Annotated in this window: 17 protein-coding genes; 8 read left to right on the forward strand and 9 right to left on the reverse strand. The window is 62.8% G+C overall.

All coding sequences use genetic code 11. The features are described from left to right. The first annotated feature begins 82 nt into the window (after nucleotides 1-82). Nucleotides 83-1,285: an LPS export ABC transporter permease LptF gene (lptF, locus tag ABD928_RS05065; protein WP_187714695.1), complete on the forward strand. Its 1,203-nt coding sequence runs from the start codon at nucleotides 83-85 to the stop codon at nucleotides 1,283-1,285. Continuing rightward, nucleotides 1,282-2,379 carry an LPS export ABC transporter permease LptG gene (lptG, locus tag ABD928_RS05070; protein WP_317617545.1) on the forward strand — a complete coding sequence of 366 codons (1,098 nt, stop codon included), beginning with the start codon at nucleotides 1,282-1,284 and terminating at the stop codon, nucleotides 2,377-2,379. Before lptF ends, lptG begins: the two co-directional genes overlap by 4 nt. A 269-nt stretch (nucleotides 2,380-2,648) precedes the next feature. Here lptG and ABD928_RS05075 read toward each other — a convergent pair whose 3' ends face one another. Next, on the reverse strand, nucleotides 2,649-3,749 hold the full coding sequence (locus ABD928_RS05075; RefSeq protein WP_345166717.1) for a fatty acid desaturase family protein: 1,101 nt from the start codon (nucleotides 3,747-3,749) through the stop codon (nucleotides 2,649-2,651). Nucleotides 3,750-3,844: 95 nt separating this feature from the next. Here ABD928_RS05075 and ABD928_RS05080 point away from each other — a divergent pair, with 95 nt between their 5' ends. After that, the gene (locus ABD928_RS05080; RefSeq protein WP_187714696.1) at nucleotides 3,845-4,984 is read left to right on the forward strand and encodes an N-acetyltransferase; all 1,140 of its coding nucleotides are present in this window, start codon (nucleotides 3,845-3,847) and stop codon (nucleotides 4,982-4,984) included. Nucleotides 4,985-4,992: 8 nt separating this feature from the next. On the opposite strand, the gene ABD928_RS05085 is transcribed toward ABD928_RS05080, so the two are convergent. The 4 genes from ABD928_RS05085 to ABD928_RS05100 form a co-directional block, all read right to left on the reverse strand. Continuing rightward, on the reverse strand, nucleotides 4,993-5,301 hold the full coding sequence (locus tag ABD928_RS05085) for an excalibur calcium-binding domain-containing protein (protein ID WP_223276332.1): 309 nt from the start codon (nucleotides 5,299-5,301) through the stop codon (nucleotides 4,993-4,995). A 387-nt stretch (nucleotides 5,302-5,688) separates the two neighbouring features. Then, complete coding sequence (gene xth, locus ABD928_RS05090) at nucleotides 5,689-6,462, reverse strand: exodeoxyribonuclease III (RefSeq protein WP_187714698.1); 774 nt, start codon at nucleotides 6,460-6,462, stop codon at nucleotides 5,689-5,691. Beyond that, nucleotides 6,459-6,794, reverse strand: coding sequence for an iron-sulfur cluster insertion protein ErpA (gene erpA / locus ABD928_RS05095; protein WP_345170151.1), 336 nt, complete (start codon nucleotides 6,792-6,794; stop codon nucleotides 6,459-6,461). The genes xth and erpA overlap by 4 nt, the downstream gene beginning before the upstream one ends. Before the next feature lie 38 nt (nucleotides 6,795-6,832). After that, nucleotides 6,833-7,675 carry a M23 family metallopeptidase gene (locus ABD928_RS05100; RefSeq protein WP_345166723.1) on the reverse strand — a complete coding sequence of 281 codons (843 nt, stop codon included), beginning with the start codon at nucleotides 7,673-7,675 and terminating at the stop codon, nucleotides 6,833-6,835. Between the two features lie 470 nt (nucleotides 7,676-8,145). Between ABD928_RS05100 and ABD928_RS05105 the strand changes: the two genes are divergently transcribed. From ABD928_RS05105 to ABD928_RS05115, 3 genes are all read left to right on the forward strand, one after another. After that, complete coding sequence (locus tag ABD928_RS05105) at nucleotides 8,146-9,306, forward strand: phosphoserine transaminase (protein WP_345166725.1); 1,161 nt, start codon at nucleotides 8,146-8,148, stop codon at nucleotides 9,304-9,306. A 94-nt stretch (nucleotides 9,307-9,400) separates the two neighbouring features. Continuing rightward, nucleotides 9,401-10,984: a phosphoglycerate dehydrogenase gene (serA, locus tag ABD928_RS05110; RefSeq protein WP_345166728.1), complete on the forward strand. Its 1,584-nt coding sequence runs from the start codon at nucleotides 9,401-9,403 to the stop codon at nucleotides 10,982-10,984. Nucleotides 10,985-11,124: 140 nt separating this feature from the next. Beyond that, nucleotides 11,125-12,414, forward strand: a complete 1,290-nt coding sequence (locus ABD928_RS05115) for an adenylosuccinate synthase (protein WP_187714700.1) — start codon at nucleotides 11,125-11,127, stop codon at nucleotides 12,412-12,414. Nucleotides 12,415-12,423: 9 nt separating this feature from the next. On the opposite strand, the gene ABD928_RS05120 is transcribed toward ABD928_RS05115, so the two are convergent. The 4 genes from ABD928_RS05120 to ABD928_RS05135 all read right to left on the reverse strand — a co-directional run bounded on the left by ABD928_RS05120 (nucleotide 12,424) and on the right by ABD928_RS05135 (nucleotide 16,992). Then, nucleotides 12,424-14,079 (reverse strand): carboxylesterase/lipase family protein, encoded by a 1,656-nt coding sequence (locus ABD928_RS05120; protein WP_345166731.1) that lies wholly within the window; start codon nucleotides 14,077-14,079, stop codon nucleotides 12,424-12,426. A gap of 88 nt (nucleotides 14,080-14,167) precedes the next feature. Further along, a complete protein-coding gene (fabI, locus tag ABD928_RS05125; RefSeq protein WP_317617546.1) occupies nucleotides 14,168-14,971 on the reverse strand; it encodes an enoyl-ACP reductase FabI in 804 nt (267 codons plus the stop codon). After that, complete coding sequence (locus ABD928_RS05130; protein WP_345166734.1) at nucleotides 14,968-16,020, reverse strand: YihY/virulence factor BrkB family protein; 1,053 nt, start codon at nucleotides 16,018-16,020, stop codon at nucleotides 14,968-14,970. Before ABD928_RS05130 ends, fabI begins: the two co-directional genes overlap by 4 nt. 24 nt (nucleotides 16,021-16,044) lie before the next feature. Next, entirely contained in the window at nucleotides 16,045-16,992 is a 948-nt protein-coding gene (locus tag ABD928_RS05135) for a DnaJ C-terminal domain-containing protein (protein WP_345166737.1), read from the reverse strand. Between the two features lie 50 nt (nucleotides 16,993-17,042). Between ABD928_RS05135 and pdxH the strand changes: the two genes are divergently transcribed. Then, nucleotides 17,043-17,666 carry a pyridoxamine 5'-phosphate oxidase gene (gene pdxH / locus ABD928_RS05140; protein ID WP_345166740.1) on the forward strand — a complete coding sequence of 208 codons (624 nt, stop codon included), beginning with the start codon at nucleotides 17,043-17,045 and terminating at the stop codon, nucleotides 17,664-17,666. Then, nucleotides 17,663-18,610 (forward strand): cation diffusion facilitator family transporter, encoded by a 948-nt coding sequence (locus ABD928_RS05145; protein WP_223276333.1) that lies wholly within the window; start codon nucleotides 17,663-17,665, stop codon nucleotides 18,608-18,610. Before pdxH ends, ABD928_RS05145 begins: the two co-directional genes overlap by 4 nt. Nucleotides 18,611-18,635 lie beyond the last annotated feature (25 nt).

Genomic DNA, 18,635 nt, shown 5'->3' on the forward strand with positions numbered 1-18,635 from the left:
ACCGTTCAGCAAGGTGCAACTGCCCACTACGCTATCTCGGCCCGGTTTGCGGCCAAATCATGGTGTTGGAACGACATAATCCGTGCGCCGGCTGTCTTTGATCGATCGCTACCTCACGAAGCAGATTGCGGTGCCGCTGTTCGGCACCCTCCTGCTCGCGGCAATGCTGCTCGTACTCGACAAGATGTTGCGCCTGTTCGATTTCGTCGTGACGGCCGGCGGACCGGTCAGCGTGGTGTGGCGAATGCTTGCCAACCTGCTTCCGGAATATTTCTCGCTCGGAATCCCGATTGGGCTGATGCTGGGGATCCTGCTGGCCTTCCGCAAGCTGGCGCTGTCGTCTGAGCTGGACGCCCTGCGCGGCATCGGCGCGGGCTTCGGACGGCTATTGCGGGTGCCCTACGGGTTCACGGTGGTCCTTTTGCTGCTGAACCTGTTTATCGTCGGCTGGATCCAGCCGTGGACCCACTATGGCTATGAGCGGCTCCGGTTCGATCTTCGCTCGGGCGCGCTGGGGGCTTCGGTGAAGGTCGGCGAGTTCAACAATCTCGGCCGGAAGATGACTCTTCGCATCGACCGCAGCGAGCATAAGGGGACGCAGCTCCACGGCATCTTCGTCCAGGTCGACGACCGTTCCGGCATGTCGGTGGCGGCGACCGCGCAGCAGGGGCGATTCCTGTCCACGGATGATCCCGACGTGATCCTGTTCCGCCTGGAGCATGGCCGCCTGATCCAGAATTCGCCGAAGTTCGCGACACCGCGGACCTTGTCGTTCGATCTCTACGATCTGCCCATCAACCTGCCGCGCGTCGACAGCTTCCGGCAGCGCGGGCACGAGGAGCTCGAAGAGCTGACGCTGCCCGAGCTGTTCCGGGTCGGCTACTTCGACCCCAAGGCGTCGAAGGACGACCGCATGGGTGCGCAGGCCAACTTCCACTTCCGCATCGTCGAGGTCCTGATGATGCTGATGCTTCCGCTGTTGGCGGTGGCCCTCGCCGTGCCGCCAAAGCGAAGCAGCTCGGCATTGGGCATCTTCATCGGGATCGTGATCATCGTCGCCTATCACAAGGTGAACCAATATGCGGAGCAGGCGGCGGCACGCGGAAGCATGGACCCGATCCTTGCAATGTGGATCCCGCTTTTCGCGCTGAGCGCATTGATCATCTGGATGTATCATGTGCTCGCGCACCGACCCGGTGGCCAGCCGATCGGCGCGCTGGAACGTGCGTTCGCCCGAGTCGGCAAGTCGCTCCGCAAGCTCCTGCCGAAGGTCCAGCCGGCATGATCAACCTTCGTTTCTTTCCGTCGCGAAGGATCGCGCTTTACACCATCAAGCTGTTCGTCACGCGAAGCCTCGCAGTGCTGATCGCGCTGGTGCTCGTCCTGATGACGCTCGACCTGCTAGGCGAATCCGGGAAGATTCTTGCGGTGCCTGGGAACGGCGAGGCCGAGCTCTGGAAGTATGTTTCCCTGCGGCTTCCGCTCCTGATTTCGCGGTTCCTGCCCTTTTCCGTTCTGCTCGGGACCTTGATCGCATTCACCGCGCTCAACCAGCACAGCGAAGTCGTGGCGATGAAGGCCGCGGGCATCTCGGCGCACCAGATGCTTGCGCCTCTGATCCTGGCCAGCCTGATCATCGCGGCAGGCCTTTTCGTCTTCAACGAGAAAGTCGTGGTGAACGCCAATCGTCAGGTCACGGCGTGGAGCGACAACGACTACAAGCCCGTGCCGCCGGAAAGCGGGATCCTGAGTAATGTCTGGCTGCTGAGCGGCAACGATCTGCTCCAGGCGCGGCACGTCGGGGGCCGCGGCTCGGCCTTCCATATCGAAGATCTCACCATCTACGACCGCGAAGGTGGAGAGCTTCAGCAGGTCATCAACGCGAAGCGAGCCGTCCCATACGGCAATGCCTGGAAGCTCAGCGACGTCTCGATCTACAGCACGGCAATGAACATGGTCCGCCGTCAGCCGGAGTTGGTCGCGCTGGAGGGCGTGAAGCCGGAGCAACTCAAGCTCGCAAAGGTCGACCCCGACCAGCTCGACTTCTGGACGTTGCGGAAGAGGATCGATGAGCTGGAACGCGCGGGACGTCCGACGGACGAGGCACGTGCGGGCCTATGGCACAAGGTTTCCGGTCCACTTTCGACGATTCTCATGCCGCTCCTGGCAGCAACGGCCGCCTTCGGGCTCGCGCGTTCGGGCCAGGTGCTGCTCCGCGCCTGCATCGGCATGGCGCTGGGATTTGCTTACTTCGTCGCGGACAACTTCAGCCTCGCTATGGGCAACGTCGGCGCTTATCCGCCCTTCCTGGCAGCTTGGGCACCTTTCCTGCTGTTCCTGCTGGTCGGCGAGTCGGTCCTTATCCGGTCGGAGGAATAGCTTCGTATCCAATTCGGACGGAAGCACAGCATGGGATTAAGCGCGTTCCACGGAAAGGTCGGCGGTGCTTCTGCTCGCCGTCCTATCAGCTGCCGTCCAACAGCCGGTCTCCGTCCCTCGCGGCCGGGCGGAAGCACGCATTCGGATTGTTCGAGGCGTCCGGGCATCGGCCAGCGAGTGGCGAAGCATGCCTACCAATCGCAAGCGAGAGCTGATCATCGTTGAAGGCGGGCGGCAACGCGCCTTTCGCCTTGTCGAATACGAGTGATCTAGCGGGTGGAATTCCAACTGCTCGACGCGAGCCGGCCAACCAGCCCGTAAAGGCCGCGGTGGCTGGACTCATGATAGGCCGAACCGCTGTCGAGCGCCTTGCAAAGCCGGCGATGAGCTTCGCCGAGCGCATGGTAGGGGAGACCCGGAAGCAAGTGATGCAGCGCGTGGTAGCGTAGCCCAACCGGTGCCCAGAAGACCGGTAGGGTGGCGGGTGGCGGAACGTTGACGCTGTCGAGGAACTGGGCGGTGACCGTCATCGGCTCGCCGTCGTTCTCCCACAAATGCGCAACCAGGGTCCGAACCTGGTTCAGGAACATTACCCCTGACGCGACGCCCAGGAAAATCAGGAAGGCGCGAAACGGAACGACGCCAGTCGCGGTCATCGCCAGCAGCGCGATTGCCCAGAGGCTGCAGGCAACTTCCATCGCCAGCCACTGACGGCGGAACTCCCCCTCGGGCTGCGGACGACGGAACTGCGGATTGATCTGCAGCCCCGAATATTTGGCCACGACCTGGTCGCGCAGCACGGGCGACAGGAGCGACAGCGGCGCCAGAATGCCGAAGCGGATCAACAGCCCGACGGGAGCCAGCAAGGCGGCGACCATGAACACCGGCAGGGTCCATGGCTTCATCAATGCCAGCGGCAGATATTCGGGATCGTTGACCGTGCCGTAGTAACGCTTGGCGTGATGCTGGTTGTGAACGCCCTCGTACATGAAGGATGGCACCAGCAGCGGAATCCCGATCAACAGGTTCCAGACCAGGCGAAAACCGGGGACCGCGTTCGGCTTGATATGCGTCAGCTCGTGGATGAAGCTACCAGCCCGGTAAAGGGCCAGCACGGCAACGACGCCGGCAGCGACCGCAGCCAGAGCGGAGTTCGCGAATATCGCCAACAGCAACCCCGCGTATCCCACGGCTGCCGACCCGATCATATCGGCCCAGTAGATCGCCGGTCTGGCGACATTGAGGTCGCGAGTCAGGTCCGCCGCAGCCTTCAGCATCGCCTTGTCGTCGCTGGCGGGCGTGCGCGCGGCCTCGCCCGAAAGCGGACGGTTGCTGGCGCGCTGCAGCTCGAGAGTGGTCGATCCGGACATGATTTGACTGCCTCTGCAAAGAGATAGTGGCGCGATCATGGCGTTGAAAGGGCCGGCTACTGGCGTTGCCTGTGGCAAGCGGCTAGCCATCGCGAATGAACGCCCCCGTATCGATCCGCCCGGTCGTGACCAAGGCCGACCGCAAGGCCTTCGTGAACTTCGCCTGGGACGTTTATCGAAACGACCCGGCGTGGGTCCCGCCGCTGAAGGACGAGGTCCACGGGCTCCTCAATCCAAAGAAGAATCCCTGGTTCGGCCATGCTCGCGCGGAGTTGTGGCTGGCAGAGCACGGCGGAAAAATCGTCGGGCGGATCAGCGCACAGGTGGACGATCTGGTCCAGGAACATATGGAGCGGGGCACCGGCCAGTGGGGAATGTTCGAGGCTCTCGACGGCGAGGCCGCGGCGGCTCTGATCGCGACTGCGGAGGGCTGGCTCCGCGAGCAGGGCATGACGAGAGCCCTTGGCCCCGTCAGCCTGTCAATCTGGGATGAGCCGGGCCTCGAAATCGAAGGCTTCGACGAGCCACCCACCGCGATGATGGGCCATCATCGCCCGGAATATCAGCCTTGGATCGAAGCAGCCGGTTACGAAAAGGCCAAGGACCTGATCACCTACGAGCTCGACATTACCAACTGGCACGACCCGCTGATCAGCCGCCTGATCGAGGCGGGTGAGCGCAATCCTCGCATCCGTATTCGAAGCGTCGACAAGTCGCGCTTCGACGAGGAGGCCCGGCTCATTCTCAACCTGCTGAACGACGCCTGGTCCAACAATTGGGGCTATGTTCCGCTGACCGAGGCCGAGATCGCCTATGCAGGCAAGAAGCTGAAGCCGATCATCTTCAGCGAGTTGGTGCGGATCGCGGAAGTTGATGGCGAGGCAGTCGCCTTTATGCTGACCATCCCGGACATCAATGAGCTGACCAAGGACCTCAACGGCGAGTTGTTCCCGTTCAACTTCGTCAAGCTGCTGTGGCGCTTGCGGAAGCCCCGGACACGGCGGCTGCGGGTGCCGCTCATGGGCGTTGCAAAGAAGCTGCACGGCTCACGGCTGGCGAGCCAGTTGGCTTTCATGATGATCGAGTTCACCCGGCGCGACGCCGTTTCCAAGTTCGGGGCCACTCACGGCGAGTTCGGCTGGATCCTCGAGGACAACAAGGGAATGCTTTCCATCGCCCAGCTCCCCGGGGCGCACATCAATCATCGCTACCGGATCTACGAAAAGGTGCTTTGACGCCTCGGTCAGGGGTCCTGATACGGCTCGCACGCAATGCCGTCGCCGTCTGAATCAAGCGCTTGGCGATACCCCTTCTGCCCTTTGGCAATCGGCGCTGCGCCAACGAAGCGCGCCCAGTCGCAGGTCGGATAGTAGAGCGGCAGGTTGTTGCGATTGGTGAAGGCCATCCCGAGGAGGAAGACCAGGGTGGTTGCGAGCAGCCCTACGGCGATCGTCTGGCCGAGCCCGCGGCGGCGTCTTGCGGCAGATTCGAAGAAGGCTGGATCATAGGTCCAAGGAGTGCGCTCGACCGGACCCTCGAACCACTTGTTCACCTGCCTGCTCCCGCCGACTACCGAGCGCATTCTCGGCGATCGGTAACCTTATGTAAATGTCTCTTTACATATAATTGTGGCAGGGCACGGCTTTATCGAGGGGCCCTGATTTCCGCCAAAAGTCCATCGGAGCTGCTCCGGGTTCAAATCCCGGGGCCGCTCTGCGATTCACTTCGCGCTATTCCGCAACAACTAAGCCAATTGTAAAGTTTTCTTGATGATCTAAGTTGGCGGCGAGCCTCTTCCGTTGCGGCGAATCGTCTAGCGATGTTCCCTGCAGCGAGAGGCTCCTCTTGGGATGAAGGCGCCCCAATGCCCCCAAGGGCGGGAGCGGTTGGGTAAGGAGCACCCACTCGGCGCTTGGCCGCTCCCAAATCTATCGCCGTTTCAGATCAGCTGAATCCAGGTCGGCGCGTGGTCGGACGCCTTTTCCTCTCCCCTCGCCCATTTGTCGACGCCCGCGCCGTCCAGGCGGTCGGATACCTCCGGAGAACAGAGCAAGTGGTCGATGCGGAAGCCGGCATCGCGTTGCCAGCAACCAGCGGTGTAATCCCAGAACGTATAAAGTCCGGCATCATCGGGATGATAGGCCCGCAAAGCGTCGGTCCAGCCCTGGTTGAGCAGCCGGCGCCACTGCGCGCGCGTTTCCGGCTGAACGAGGGCGTCGTTGGCGGCGGCGCGGATCGAGAAGACGTCGCGGTCTTCGGGTACGACGTTGAAGTCCCCAGCGAGGACGACCGGACGCTCTTCGCGCAGCAATTCGGCGGCCCGTTCCTCCAGGCGCGACATCCATCGCAGCTTGTAGTCGAATTTCTCGGTGCCGATCGGATTCCCGTTCGGAAGATAGATGGAAGCCACCACGACGCCGCTGACTTCCGCTTCGATGTAGCGGCTGTGGGTGTCGTCCGGATCGCCAGGCAGACCCACACGCCGCAGCTCAGGCGTATCGCCGCGTGCGAGGATGGCGACCCCGTTGAAGCCTTTCTGGCCATGCCAGACTGCGCCGTAGCCGGCGCCTTCGATGTCAGCGATCGGCAAGCTCTCATCCGCGCACTTCAGCTCTTGCAGGCAGACGACGTCGGGCTTTTCGCGCTCGAGCCATTCGAGCAACCGCGGGAGGCGTGCGCGGATGCCGTTGATGTTGAAAGTCGAGAGCCTCAAATTGAGAAGCTCGAGCCGCAACCGCAGCCCGAAGCGGCATTCGGGTTGGTCACCTTGAACGATGCTCCGCCAAGATCCTCGACGAAATCCACCGCCGAGCCCCGCACCAGGTCCAGGCTCACGGGATCGACAACCAGCTTCACGCCATCGGTCTCGGCGACTGTATCGTCGTCGGCCTGAGCGTCCGCCAATTCGAACTTGTATGTGAAGCCGGCGCAACCGCCGCCATCGACAGCAAGCCGGAGGATTGCAGGCTTCGATTGCCGTTCTGCGATCCACGAAACGCGCTTGGCAGCGCTTGCCGTCAGGATGATGTCAGGCTCGCTCACCAGAGCGAGATAGGAACGCGGCCGGTAATGAGCAACCGGTCTTAGCGCTTGCCGCCGGTCGGTCCGCCGAGCGCAATCGTATCCATCGAGTGCGAACCGGCATTCTTCTGCATTTCGACCAGGTAATCGGTCGACTTCATGAACGGAATTGGATTGACCGGACGGCCGTCGATGCGAACTTCGTAATGGAGGTGGCTGCCGGTCGAGCGGCCCGTCGAGCCCATACGGGCAATCAGCTGCCCGCGGGTGATGCGGTCACCGGCCGAAACGAGCACTTGGGAAAGGTGGCCGTAGCGCGTTGCAATTCCGCGGCCATGGTCGATTTCGACGAGATTACCGTATCCGCCATTGTTCCAACCGGCGCGGAGGACAGTGCCATCGGCAGTCGCGTAGATCGCCGTGCCATAAGGACCCGCCAGGTCGATGCCCGGGTGCATTGCAGCCGCGCCGCGGAACGGGTCGGAACGGACGCCGTAGCCGCTGGTGAAAGCCGCAGTCTTTACCGGCTTGTCCGACGGGACGGCGATGGCGCCGGAAGCGAGATTGTCGAGCTTCTTCCAACTCGTGAAGAGCTGCTTGAAGGTCGGGTCGGCATTGCCATCGAACGGGCCGCCCTGGCCGTCCTGGCCAGCCTTCGCCGGCGTGAAGCCAAGGCGGGCAAGAGTGGCCTGATCGATGTTCTCACTGGCGAGAGCTGCTGCCAGAGCCATCTGGCGCTGCTCGATCACCTGCACGCGGCGTTCGGTCTCAGCGGTCAGCTGAGCGATGCGGGCGGAATATTCAGTGGTGGAGTTCTGGGCGGTGGCGGCAGGAGCAGGAGTGAGGAAACGAGCGACGGCGTAGCTGGACCAGGCGACGAGAGCGAGCAGAGCGGCAATGGCCACGACCTGGGCCGACGCGGACAGACGAAAGCGCCGCAATTGCGCACCATCATGCACGAAAAAATCGCGATCCCTGAAAAGACCGGACGTTGCCGTCAGAACCGTCAACATGACCCCTCGCTCCAAGCACTACACGGGCCGCACGGAAGCGCGGTCCGAAGCTACAATTTCAGGAGCTCCCCAGCCCCAAAGCCTGCAGATATTGCCCACCACCTGCTGACGAGAGGGAGACTGACCCGGGGGGGTTAATGAATTCAACCTTCAGTTCCGGTTGCCGGGACGAACTGTCGGCTCACTGCGGTGAAACGAGCAAATCGCAGCATTCACAGAAGGCAGGGCACCCGAATCAACCGTTTCATGACCTTGATCTGCGATAATTTCGCACTGCCTTGCTCGCGCCGCATTCACCGTTAGAACCGCCCACGGGCCACGCCGTCCCAACGCGGCGCGTGCTCTCTGCGAGGAGAGTTGAATTGACGGAATTTCTGACGGCCGGCGCGGACGTGCGCGCGGCAAAACCCAATACCCGCCCCGCGAGGCCACATTTCTCGTCCGGACCGTGCGCAAAGCCGCCCGGTTGGGACGCTTCGAAAATCGCCACCGAATCCCTTGGCCGCTCGCACCGCGCCAAGATCGGCAAGTCGCGCCTGCAGCATTGCATCGAACTGATGCGCGAGTTGCTGGAGCTTCCGGACACGCACCGGATCGGCATCGTTCCCGGGTCCGACACCGGCGCCTTTGAGATGGCCATGTGGACCATGCTCGGCGCTCGCCCGGTCACCACGCTCGCGTGGGAAAGCTTCGGCGAGGGTTGGGTTACCGATGCCGCTAAGCAGCTTCAGCTCGATCCCACCGTCCTGCGCGCCGACTACGGCGCGATCCCCGATCTCTCCCAAGTCGATTGGTCGAGCGACGTTCTGTTCACCTGGAACGGCACGACCTCGGGCGTACGGGTGCCGGATGGCGAATGGATCGCCGACGACCGCGAGGGCCTGAGCTTCGCGGACGCGACGAGCGCTGTCTTCGCCTATCATTTGCCGTGGGAGAAGATCGATGTCGCGACCTTCTCCTGGCAGAAAGTTCTGGGCGGCGAAGGTGCTCACGGCATCCTGATCCTTGGCCCGAGAGCGGTAGAGAGGCTCGAAAGCTTCACGCCCGATCGGCCGCTGCCGAAGGTCTTCCGCCTGGTTTCAAAGGGAAAGCTGACCGAGGGCATCTTTAGGGGTGAGACGATCAACACGCCGTCCATGCTGGCTGTCGAAGACGCGATCTGGGCGCTGGAATGGGCGAAGTCGATCGGCGGAGCGAAGGCGCTCCAGCAACGCTCGGATGCCAACGCCGCCGCGCTCGATCGCATTGTCCAGGAGCGGAGCTGGGTCAGCCACCTCGCGGCCGATCCTGCCTGCCGTTCGACGACATCGGTCTGCCTTTCCGTCGAGGGGGCAGACGCCGACTTCATCAAGGCCTTCGCGGGCCTGCTCGAGAAAGAGGGCGCCGCCTACGACATCGCGGGATATCGCGACGCACCTCCCGGACTTCGCATCTGGTGCGGCGCAACTGTCGACACCGCAGACATCGAGGCGCTCGGGCCGTGGCTCGACTGGGCCTACGAGGAAGTGCGCTCCTCTCGATGACCCCGTGCTCCTGCGAAGGCAGGGGCCCAGTCCCTTTTTTTCCAGGAAGCTAGGTTCCTGCCTGCGCAGGAACACAATTCTACAGGATCAGCGAATGACCCAACCCAAAGTGCTCATCAGCGACAAGATGGACCCGAAGGCCGCCGCGATCTTTCGGGAGCGCGGCCTTCAGGTCGACGAGATCACCGGAAAGACACCGGAAGAACTGAAAGCGATCATCGGCGATTATGATGGCCTCGCCATCCGCTCTTCGACCAAGGTCACCCAGGACATTCTCGATGCAGCGACCAATCTGAAGGTCGTCGGCCGGGCGGGGATCGGCGTCGACAATGTCGATATCCCGGCTGCGACCGCACGCGGCGTCGTCGTGATGAACACGCCGTTCGGCAACTCGATCACCACCGCGGAGCATGCCATCGCGCTGATGTTCGCGCTTGCCCGGCAACTGCCGGAAGCGGACGCATCGACGCAGGCGGGGAAGTGGGAAAAGAACCGCTTCATGGGAGTTGAGGTCACCGGCAAGACCCTCGGTCTGATCGGCGCAGGCAATATCGGTTCGATCGTCGCGAGCCGCGCATTGGGTTTGCGCATGAAGGTGGTCGCCTATGACCCATTTCTGACCGCGGAGCGAGCGGTCGAGTTGGGTATCGAGAAGGTCGAGCTCGACGACATGCTTCGCCGCGCCGATTTCATCACCTTGCACACGCCGCTGACCGATCAGACGCGCAACATCCTGAGCCGCGAGAACCTCGCCAAGACGAAGAAGGGCGTGCGCATCGTCAATTGCGCGCGCGGCGGGTTGATCGACGAAGCGGCTCTGAAGGAGGGCCTCGATTCCGGTCACATCGCGGGTGCCGCGCTTGACGTGTTCGAGACGGAGCCCGCGAAGGATTCTCCGCTGTTCGGGACGCCCAACTTCATCTCCACGCCGCACCTTGGCGCATCGACGAACGAGGCGCAGGTCAATGTCGCCATCCAGGTGGCGGAGCAGATGAGCGATTTCCTCCTGCTCGGCGGTGTGACCAACGCGATCAACATGCCGTCGCTTTCGGCCGAGGAAGCGCCTCGCTTAAGGCCTTACATGGCGCTGGCGGAAAAGCTCGGCAGCCTCGTCGGGCAGCTCGCGCACGGCAACATTGCGGGCCTGTCGATCGAGACGGAAGGCGCGGCCGCGGATCTCAACATGAAGCCGATCACCGGCGCCGTCCTCGCGGGCTTCATGCGCGTGCATTCGGACACGGTGAACATGGTCAATGCGCCGTTCCTCGCGAAGGAGCGTGGCCTCGACGTTCGCGAAGTCCGGCACGACCGCGAGGGCGATTACCACACGCTGCTGCGAGTTACGGCAGAGACGAAAGCGGGTCCGCGAACGGTCGCCGGCACCTTGTTCGGAAACGCGCAGCCGCGCCTGGTCGAGCTGTTCGGGATCAAGGTCGAAGCCGACCTCGTCGGCGACATGCTCTACGTCGTCAACGAGGACGCGCCCGGCTTCATTGGTCGGCTCGGGACGACGCTGGGCGAAGCCGGCATCAACATTGGCACCTTCCACCTCGGCCGCGTGGAAGCCGGTGGCGAGGCGGTCCTGTTGCTATCCGTCGACGAGCCCGTGAATCCACAGGTCATCGCGAAGGTCGAAGCGCTGCCCGGCGTAAAGCTGGTCCGCGCGCTGAAGTTTTAGACGGACACATTGCAACCGCGCTCGCCTGTTGCAGTTCCCTCCGAAATGGCGAAGGCGCGCAACCGCACCTGTTCCAACGGCTGGACGATGCAGGCTTCGGCCCGTAGGAGCGCCCCTGCCTCCGCAAAAAGGGATTCGACTTGGGCAACGTAACGGTCATCGGCGCTCAGTGGGGCGACGAGGGCAAGGGCAAGATCGTGGACTGGCTCGCGAGCCGGGCAGGCATGGTCGTCCGCTTCCAGGGCGGTCACAACGCCGGGCATACGCTCGTCGTCAACGGCGAAACTTTCAAGCTTTCGCTGCTTCCGTCCGGGATCGTGACCGGCACGCCGTCGGTCATTGGCAACGGCGTTGTGCTCGACCCGTGGGCACTGAAGGCCGAGGTCGAGCGCATTCAGGGCCAGGGCGTGAAGGTCACCCCTGACATCCTGATGCTAGCCGAGACCTGCCCGCTCATCCTTCCGATTCACCGCGATCTCGATGCTCTTCGCGAAGATGCGAGCGGTGCGGGCAAGATCGGCACCACGCGCCGCGGCATCGGTCCTGCTTACGAGGACAAGGTCGGCCGCCGCGCCATCCGTGTCTGCGATCTTGCACACCTCGGCGAGCTCGATCCCTTGCTTGACCGCCTGTGCGCACATCATGACGCCCTCCGCGCCGGTTTCGGAGAACCGCCGGTCGATCGCGAGCGGCTCCGCAACGACCTCGCCGAAATTGCCGCGTTCGTGCTGCCTTTCGCCAAGCCGGTCTGGCGCGACCTCGATGCGGCGCAGCGCCGGGGCAAAAGGATACTGTTCGAAGGCGCGCAGGGCGTGCTTCTCGACGTCGATCACGGAACCTACCCGTTCGTCACCTCATCCAACACGGTAGCGGGAGCGACGGGTCCGGGAACGGGCATGGGTCCGTCAGCGGCCGGCTTCGTGCTCGGTATCGTCAAAGCCTACACGACGCGCGTCGGCTCAGGTCCCTTCCCGACCGAACTCGAAGACGAGATCGGCCAACGGCTCGGCGAGCGCGGCCATGAATTTGGCACCGTCACCGGACGCCGCCGCCGCTGCGGCTGGTTCGACGCCGTGCTGGTTCGTCAGTCGGCCGCCGTCAGTGGTGTCACCGGCGTGGCGTTGACCAAACTCGACGTCCTCGACGGCTTCGAGACGGTGAAGATCTGCACCGGCTACACCATCGACGGGCAGAGCTTCGACTACCTCCCGCCGCACGCGCAGGATCAGGCTCGAGTCGTTCCGCAATATGAGGAAATCGAGGGCTGGCCGGGGTCGACACGCGGCGCCCGCAGCTGGGCCGACCTGCCGGCGCGAGCGATCAAATATGTGCGGCGCATCGAGGAGCTGATCCGCTGCCCGGTAGCTTTGGTGAGCACGTCACCCGAGCGCGACGACACGATCCTGGTTCGCGATCCGTTCAACGGTTGAGAGCGATCTTCACGGACGCCGATTTGCTACTCTCGATCGGCGCGCCCTAAAGAAGCGATATAGGCCCGCGACGAAGGCGATGAGCAAGAGGCCCGCCACAGCGAGAACGCCGTACAAGTGCCAGTAAACGAACCGCGCGACTCCGTAGACCTGATCAATCCGACGAAGCCGGGACTGATCTGCAACCACTGATGCCTGCAACATCGGTCCCAGCTGCATGACCCAAGCGCCTTGCCGGTCAAACTTCGGCCAGCGCGGGAGGTTCGCTCCATTAGGGTCTCCAGTTTTCGCGAAGTTCGTCCAGTAAAGCTGAACCGCCTCGGAGAGCGCACGATCATTCGAGTTCCAGTCGGCTACGTTAGGGTCGAGGTCGCCGAATACGTAGGGCAGCTCTGCGCCGTGGGTTGGGCCAAGTCCGAAGAGGGGATGGCCTGGGCGATAAGCGGGCGGCTGGGTGAAGGAATAGAAGTAGACAGGACGCCGTCCGGTTTTGGAAGCATTGCGTGCCCAAGCCCACATATCCCAAATGAACCTAAGGTCAGAGTCGATCGCCACCGCGGCAAGGCGCGCATCCGAGTCCGTTTTGCCTGGCGACGCGCCGATCGCTCGCAGCAGAATTGATGGATAGGTGCGTTCGAGCACCGCGTCGAAATTGGTTGTCGTAACCTTCCGAGAATCGAAGAAGAACGAGCCCTCGCTGGCATTGGTGCCGATAAGGAGATCGGAATCATTCTGACTACCCGACGCATACGCATCACGCGGAGATTTCGGAAGCACGTAGCCGTCGACGTTGAACTGAGGACTGAACGGCAATTTCAACAGCGCAGCGAAAGGCAGCCGGCGCAGATCCGCCAGCGATTTCGCTCCCGCCTTCCTGGCAAAGGTCAGACCCACTTCCGCGGAGCCGTCCGGCGTGAATCGTGGATCGAGCTCCACAGGCTCGAACACCGCTCCGCTCTGTCCAATCGCCCGACGGAAGAGACCTTTCGCCAACGGGGTCGACGCTAGCATGCTGACGGAGAAGCTTCCTGAAGATTGACCGAAAATCGTGACCCGATCCGGATCGCCGCCGAAAGCGGCGATGTTTCGTTGAACCCACTGCAACGCCCTGATTTGGTCCAGCAATCCGTAATTGCCCGACACGCCGTGCGCCGATTCCTTGTTGAGCTCTGGGTGCGCGAGAAAGCCCAGGGCGCCGAGGCGGTAATTAAGCGTGACCACGATGACGCCGTGGCTGGCAAGCTGCTCGCCTGCATATTGAGGCACAGAACCCGATCCGCCGGTCAGTCCACCGCCGTGGATCCACACCATGACTGGCAGTTTCGTGTTGGATCTTGGGACTGGCGCCCAGACATTAAGGGCGAGACAATCCTCGCTGCTTTGCTCCTTAGGCGCATCGGGAGGATAGGTTTCAAGCTGAGGGCAGGCCGGGAAAAAAGAGGTCGCCTGCCGGATTCCTGCCCACGGCGAGGGTGCGTGCGGGGGTTGCCATCGAAGCGGACCGACCGGCGGGGCAGCATACGGAATGCCCTTGAAGATCCGGATTGCGCCGGATTGGAGACCCTCTATTTTCCCGCTGTCGATCATGACCGGAGCGGCCTCGGCAAGGCCCGGTACCAAGCTCAGAAGCAGCGAGAGAAGGGCGAAAACCGATCCCTTTGTCATGGCCGAAGTTTAGCGAATAACGAGCGCTGCGGGGGCTATCGGTTCCATGCGTGACGGGAATGCATCGATCCGACAGACTAGCCGGCCTTCACACCGTCGCGATATCCGGCGCGTCTTCAGCTTTCATCCCGACGACGTTGTAGCCGGCATCCACATGGTGGATTTCTCCGGTGACTCCGGACGCAAAGTCGCTGAGCAGGTACAGTCCGGCGCCGCCGACGTCTTCGATCGTCACGTTGCGGCGCAACGGGGAATTATATTCGTTCCACTTCATGATGTAGCGGAAGTCGCCGATGCCGCTCGCGGCAAGCGTCTTGATCGGACCGGCCGAAATCGCGTTCACGCGAATGCCTTCCGGGCCGAGGTCGGCCGCCAGATACTTCACCGAGGTCTCGAGAGCGGCCTTGGCAACGCCCATGACGTTGTAGTGTGGAATGACCTTCTCGGCGCCGTAGTAGCTCAAAGTCAGCATCGATCCGCCGGGTTTCATCATGGCCCGGGCGCGCTGGGCGACGGCGATGAAACTGTAGACCGAGATGTTCATGGTCAGCAGGAAATTGTCGATCGTGGTGTCGACGAACTTTCCGCGAAGCTCGTTCTTGTCCGAGAAACCGATAGCGTGGACGACGAAATCGAGCCCGCCCCACTTCGAGTTGAGATCCGCGAACGCCTTATCCAGCGCGTGCATGTCCGAGACATCGCAGTCGATCAGGAGGTCTGACCCTAGTTCTTCGGCCAGGGGCCGGACCCGCTTCTCGAGGGCGTCGCCCTGGTAGGAGAAGGCCAATTCGGCGCCCTGCTCGCCCAAGGCTCGGGCGATGCCCCATGCCAGCGAGCGATCGTTCGCGAGGCCCATGATCAGGCCTTTCTTGCCCTGCATCAATCCACTCACAGCTGGGCTCCCCCTCGTTTCGGCGCGGTTTCAGGTTTCGGCACTATTTCCACGTCCTCCCCAGGTTGCGGCTCCTCGACTTCGAGCTCGTCCTGGAACGGACCGGAATAGATTTCGCCCCTTAGCGCCGTCGGCGAAGCTTCCGCCAGCGCCGCGTTGAGCTCCGCGCCCATAACTACGCCAAGCCCGACCATGAAGAAGAAAATCAAGACGACCATCACCCCGGCCAGGCTTCCGTAGGTCAGGTCATAACCACCCAGCAGGCCAATCACCTGCGGCAGCAACTCGGCCGTCATCAGCCACCAGACCGTGACCAGCAGAGCCCCTGGCCACTTGCGGCAACCGCGTCGGCGGTACCTCGAAGGCGTCAGCGCCACGAAGACGAGGTAATTGGTTACGAACAGCATGAGCGCCGGGATCACGCGGTAGAATGTCAACGTATCGGCGACGTTCTGGAAAAGCGGAATCCAATGTTCGATGCCATGTTGGATCGAGCTCAACGTGATGCTGACCGCGAACGCCACCATCAGGAGAAAGACCGAGCCGATGATGATGGCCATCGACCCAAGCCGATATTCCCAGAACGGGGCGCAATATTTCACGCCGTAGGCCCGGCGAAGGATGTCGCGGATCGTTTCGATGAAGCTCCCCACCGTCCACAATCCGACGATGGCCCCGATCCAAAGCAGTGGCCCCGTACGCGCGGATAGGACTTCGATGATCGGCTCCCGAAGGACATCGGAAACGTTCGGCGGCAGCTGCGCAAGCACCGTCGCCACAGTCTTCCGGCTGCTCTCCGATTGGCCGAACAGATTGGCGAGCGCGGCGGCGACGATGAAGAAGGGGAACAGCGCCAGCAATGCAAGATAGGCCAGATTGCCGGCGTGAATGAACCCGTCGTTGTAAACGCCAACCGCGACCCGCTTGATCACTTCCCAAGCCACGATGCGCGGTTTTACGCGCTCCGCGGCATCGCGGCCGTAAGCGGCGCTCAGGCTGGCAAGCTGCTTGCGGCGTTCCTCGGGGGATAGCGGTGAGTGGTCCTGCATGCGTGGGTCTAGAGACTAAGGCCGTTAAACCCCAAGGGAAGCCCGCGGGTTGCCCCCGCCCTCCCACGTCTCCGCAAACTTCCGCAACTGCGCGTCGTCGGCGGGCAGGTCCACTTCAAGCGCGACCAATTGATCCCCTCTCTTCCCGCCCTTCCCGGTAAAACCACGGCCCTTCAGGCGAAGCACGCGTCCGGACGAGCTCCCCTTCGGAACCGTCAGCATGACGGGTCCTTCCGGCGTCGGCACCTTGACCTTGGCTCCAAGCACAGCCTCCTTCAGGGTTACCGGGAGCTCAAGACGGATGTTGTCGCCTTCACGCTTGTAAAACGGGTGGGGCTCGATGGCGATTGTGACCAGGCCGTCTCCAGCGCCTCCGGGCCCTTGCTCGCCCTTGCCGGCGAGGCGGATCTTTGTCCCCTCTTCGACGCCGGCCGGAAGCTTGAGATCGATCGTCTTGCCGTCAGCCAAAGTGATCCGCTGGGGCTTGAGTGTCGCCGCATCAACGAACGAAATCTTCAGCCGATAGGCGATGTCCGCACCTTTCTGCGGCGCTCGACGTTGCCGGAAGCCGCCGAACCCACCGCCGCCTTTTCCGGACCCACCGCCGAACAAGCCTTCGAACAGGTCGCTGAGGTCGGCCGTCTCCCCACCGAAGCCGCTACCCTGGAAACCGTCGAACCCGCCGCCACCTGAGCCGGGACGGCCGCCGCCATAGCCTCCGCCGAACCCGCCGGACCCGAACGGCATCTTGGGGTTGCCGTCCTCGTCGATTTCCCCGCGATCATATTGCGCGCGCTTGTCCTTGTCGGAGAGCAAGTCGTAGGCGGCCGTGACCTCGCCGAACCGCTTAGCGGCGTTCGGATTGTCCTTGTTGCGGTCGGGATGGAGTTGCTTGGCGAGGCTGCGGTAGGCCTTCTTGATCTCCGCTTCGCTTGCGCCGCGCTGCACGCCTAGCCGTTGATAAAGGTCCATAGTGCTCCAATGCCGTAACACACTCGGTGTTTCTAGATGGGGCCTGCCAGATGGGTTGCGGCGACGGCGCCTCCAAGCCTAAGCGGCTAGCCGTGTCAGAGACCGATCCCATCCAGCTTTTCGGACAATGGCTCGCAGAGGCGCGCCAGTCAGAGCCGAACGATCCCGAGGCCATGGCACTGGCGACTGCCACCCCTGACGGGCGTCCGTCCGTTCGCATGGTCCTGTTGAAGGGCCACGGTCCCGACGGTTTCACATTTTACACGAATCTCGACAGCCGGAAGGGAGCGGAGCTTGCAGCCAATTCCCAGGCTGCACTGCTATTCCATTGGAAGTCGCTCCGGCGGCAGGTTCGCATCGAGGGAGGCGTTGGACCCGTGCCGGACAGCGACGCCGATGCCTATTTCGAGAGCCGAGCCCGAGATTCTCAGCTTGGTGCCTGGGCGTCCTGGCAGTCGCGGAGCCTGGATCGCCGCGAAACCTTTGAGCGTCGATTTGAAGAGATGAGCAAGCGTTTCGAGGGCGAGGTCGTGCCGCGTCCACCTCGGTGGAGCGGGTTTCGATTGAACCCCACCGCGTTCGAATTCTGGACGGACCGTCCACACAGGCTGCATGAGCGACGTATCTTCTCGGCAGAAGGCGGGGGCTGGCGCGAAGGCCTGCTCTACCCGTGAGCGGAGTTCACGCCCACCAGGCGCATGGTGAGGAACGGGCGTCGCTGACGACGCGCGCCGCTTTCGCCAGTATCGTCATGGCGATCTCTCTCATTGGTCTGAAGATTTGGGCCTCCATCGAAACCTCCTCGATGGCGATGCTCGGATCGCTGGCGGACAGCAGCCTCGATCTGCTTGCCAGCCTCGTCGTTCTGATGGGTGTCCGCATCGCCGCGGCGCCGGCCGACTCCGACCATCGCTTCGGCCACGGCAAGGCGGAGGCGCTCGCTGCCTTGGTCCAAGTCATCTTGATCACCTTGTCGGCGTTGTTCATCGGCTACCAGTCGGTCATCCGCTTGATCAACGGTGCGCAGACCAGCGCGGCCGAGCTTGGAATCGGAGTTTCGCTCGTCGCGATTGCTGCGACGCTGGCGCTGATCACGTATCAGCGGCACGTGGTGAAGCGGACGGGTTCCGTCGCGATCTCGACCGATCGCTTGCACTACGCCTCCGATCTCATGCTCAACGGATCGGTCATCGTTGCGCTTGTGCTGGACCAGTATGCCAACCTGACCGGGGCCGACGCGGTCTTCGGCGTGCTGATCGCCCTCTGGCTCCTGTGGGGCGCCTGGACCTCCTCCAGCCATGCGCTAGACCAGTTGATGGATCGCGAATGGCCCGAAGAGCTGCGCGCCAAATTCCTCGCTGCCTGCGGCGACTATCCGGAGCTGGCCGGCTTGCACGACCTGCGCACACGCACCAGCGGCACCCACAACTTCGCGCAGTTTCACGTCTGGGTCCCGGCGGACTGGACGATTGCGCACGCACATGACCGGATGGATCGGATCGAGGAAGAGCTCCAGAGCCGCTTCCCGGCCACGGAAATCCTGATCCATCTCGATCCCGAAGGTCACACCGATCGCGAGACCATGCTTCCGTCGGAAATCACGGAGACGGCGTCCTGAACGAGTCACGGGATGCCCTGCCGCG

The organism is Sphingomonas daechungensis (genome assembly GCF_039543105.1).
Lineage (GTDB): Bacteria > Pseudomonadota > Alphaproteobacteria > Sphingomonadales > Sphingomonadaceae > Sphingomicrobium > Sphingomicrobium daechungense.